Here is a 2402-nt window from a genome sequence, read left to right on the forward strand (position 1 = left end):
GTCCAGGAGGGTCGCCTCGACGACGGCGCCGACCGCCTCCCGCGCGTAGCCGTGCCCCCAGTGCTCGGGCAGGAACTGGTACGAGACCTCCGTCTCCCCCTCCCGCGCCGCGGGCTCCACCGAGACGAGGCCGAGCACGACGTCGTCGGCCGACCGCACCACCGCGTGGACGCCGGGTGCTCCGACGACCCGCCGCTGCCGGATCCGTACGACCTGTTCGGTGACGCCGCTGCCGGATCCGTACGACCTGTTCGGTGACCGGGCCGCCCAGATGGCGTCTGACCTCGGGGTCCGTCCACAGCCTCGTGACCGCCGGGACGTCGGCGGCGCGGGGGCGGTGTCTCGCTGACCAATCCGGAGATCCTCGACTGCATGCTCTGCTTCGGCTGGATCGACGGGCAGCGCAAGAGCGGCGACGACACCTACTACCTCCAGAAGTACACTCCGCGGCGCGCCCGGAGCCTCTGGTCGCGGGTGAACGTCCGCAAGGTCGCGGTGCTCACCTCGGCGGGCCGGATGCGCGAGCCGGGCCTGGCGGAGGTCCGGGCCGCGCAGGCGGACGGCCGGTGGGAGTCCGCGTACCCCTCGCAGGCGGAGGCGACGGTGCCGGACGACCTCGCGGCGGCCCTCGCCGCCGACGCGGACGCCAAGGCCTTCTTCGAGGGGCTCGGGAGGACCGATCAGTACCTGGTGATCATGCGGCTCTGGCAGGCCCGTACGGAGAAGGGCCGGGCGCAACGGCTGGAGCGCATGGTGGCGACGCTCGCGGCGGGCGAGAAGGTCCGGTGACGCGGGGCCGGGGCCTCAGCGGCTGCGCCGGTAGAGCACCTGGTGGGCGTCGTACTCGACGAAGGAGGCGGCGTGCGACATGCCGACGGCCTCCAGGAGACGCCGGGAGGGGGCGTTCGCCTCCTGGGTCAGCGCGACCACGCTGGGGGTGTCCAGGAGGGTCGCCTCGACGACGGCGCCGACCGCCTCCCGCGCGTAGCCGTGCCCCCAGTGCTCGGGCAGGAACTGGTACGAGACCTCCGTCTCCCCCTCCCGCGCCGCGGGCTCCACCGAGACGAGGCCGAGCACGACGTCGTCGGCCGACCGCACCACCGCGTGGACGCCGGGTGCTCCGACGACCCGCCGCTGCCGGATCCGTACGACCTGTTCGGTGACCGGGCCGCCCAGATGGCGTCTGACCTCGGGGTCCGTCCACGCCCAGATGGCGTCTGACCTCGGGGTCCGTCCACGCCTCCGATCATCTCAGTCCGCCATGCGTCGCGTCAGCGCGGCCAGCGCTCCGGGCCGTCGGCCCGGGACCCGTCGGCGCAGGGCGACGAGCTCGGGGCCGAGGGCGCGGGCCCTCGCCGGGTCGGCGATCCGCTCCCACTGGTGATGGGCGCGGTCCACGGCCCCTTCGACGTCGGTGTCGTCGGTCGGCTGCCCCAGTCCGAGCCGGGCCTCGGCAGCGGAGAGCCACAACTCGCAGCTGCGGGCGGGCTCGCCGGCGAGGCGGGCGAGGTCGGCCCGGACCTCCGTCCAGTGGACGGCCTGCGGGGACCGGGGGCCGTGGCGGCGCAGGGCCTCGCTCTCCCAGGACGAGGCCATCGCCGCCGCCTCGCCGTGCCGTCCGGCCGACGCGGCGGCCAGGATCGCGGGGTGCGGGTCCTGCGGGACGGCCGGCGCGGGGGCGGGGGCCGGCGCGAGGAGGATCGAGCGCGGCGCGGCCGCGGCCGCCCGAGCGGCGGACTCGGCGTGGAGGGTGGCGTACGGCAGGCGGGCGCCGGAGCGCCAGAGCTCGGCCCAGGACCGCAGATAGGCGGGAGCGAGGAGTTCGCCGCGGCGCGGGGCGGGGACCACCCTGCCGTAGAGGGCGGGTCCGGGGCCCAGCCGGAGGAGACCGGGCTCGGCGGTGAGGCGCTCCCATACCTCGGGGTCGGCGGCGAGGTCCGCGACGACGGTCGTGGTCCCGGCGGCGCGGACGGCGAGTTCGACGGCCAGCCAGTGCCAGGGCAGCGCGGTGTAGCGGAGGGTGGCCGGAGTGGTGCGGGCGAGGGCGAGATGGGTCAGCTGCTGTCGGCGGTCGAGGTGGAGCTGTCCCGCGAGGCAGACCACCAGCGGGCCGGGGCTCACCGCCGCGGCCCGCAGCCGGGTGAGGACGGTCTGCGGGTCGAGCGGGTCGGCGAGTTCGACGAGGGTCGCGGTGGAGGTTCCGGTGAGGACGCCGGGCGGTACGGCGGCGAGGGCCGGCAGCACGGACGCGGCGTCCATCGCCCGCCCGCGCCCGGCGGGCGCGGCGGCGAGCAGGAACGCGGTGCCGGCGGCCGACGGTCGAGCCACGCTCGGTGACGAAAGCCCGGCCTCCGGCGGTGGAGGCCCGCTCGGCTGGGGCGGGGGCCCGGCCGGCTGGGGCG

Annotated in this window: 4 protein-coding genes; 1 reads left to right on the forward strand and 3 read right to left on the reverse strand. The window is 76.6% G+C overall.

Annotation, left to right across the window (positions count from 1 at the left end):
* On the reverse strand, positions 1-162 hold a 162-nt coding region (locus EAO70_RS38750; protein WP_315986195.1), incomplete at its 3' end, for a GNAT family N-acetyltransferase.
* A 210-nt stretch (positions 163-372) separates the two neighbouring features.
* Between EAO70_RS38750 and EAO70_RS02685 the strand changes: the two genes are divergently transcribed.
* The gene (locus tag EAO70_RS02685; RefSeq protein ID WP_148001422.1) at positions 373-789 is read left to right on the forward strand and encodes a YdeI/OmpD-associated family protein; all 417 of its coding nucleotides are present in this window, start codon (positions 373-375) and stop codon (positions 787-789) included.
* Positions 790-804: 15 nt separating this feature from the next.
* Here the strand turns inward: EAO70_RS02685 and EAO70_RS02690 are convergent, their stop codons facing one another.
* Together EAO70_RS02690 and EAO70_RS02695 are read right to left on the reverse strand one after the other, a co-directional pair.
* Complete coding sequence (locus EAO70_RS02690; protein WP_148001423.1) at positions 805-1212, reverse strand: GNAT family N-acetyltransferase; 408 nt, start codon at positions 1210-1212, stop codon at positions 805-807.
* Positions 1213-1251: 39 nt separating this feature from the next.
* Positions 1252-2328: a hypothetical protein gene (locus tag EAO70_RS02695; protein WP_148001424.1), complete on the reverse strand. Its 1077-nt coding sequence runs from the start codon at positions 2326-2328 to the stop codon at positions 1252-1254.
* Positions 2329-2402 lie beyond the last annotated feature (74 nt).

This window comes from Streptomyces sp. adm13(2018) (assembly GCF_008042145.1).
In the GTDB taxonomy this organism is placed as follows: Bacteria; Actinomycetota; Actinomycetes; order Streptomycetales; family Streptomycetaceae; genus Streptomyces.

Coding starts and splice junctions, on each gene's coding strand:
- EAO70_RS02685 (WP_148001422.1), top strand. CDS start 373: ATGCTCTGCTTCGGCTGGATCGACGGGCAGCGCAAGAGCGGCGACGAC.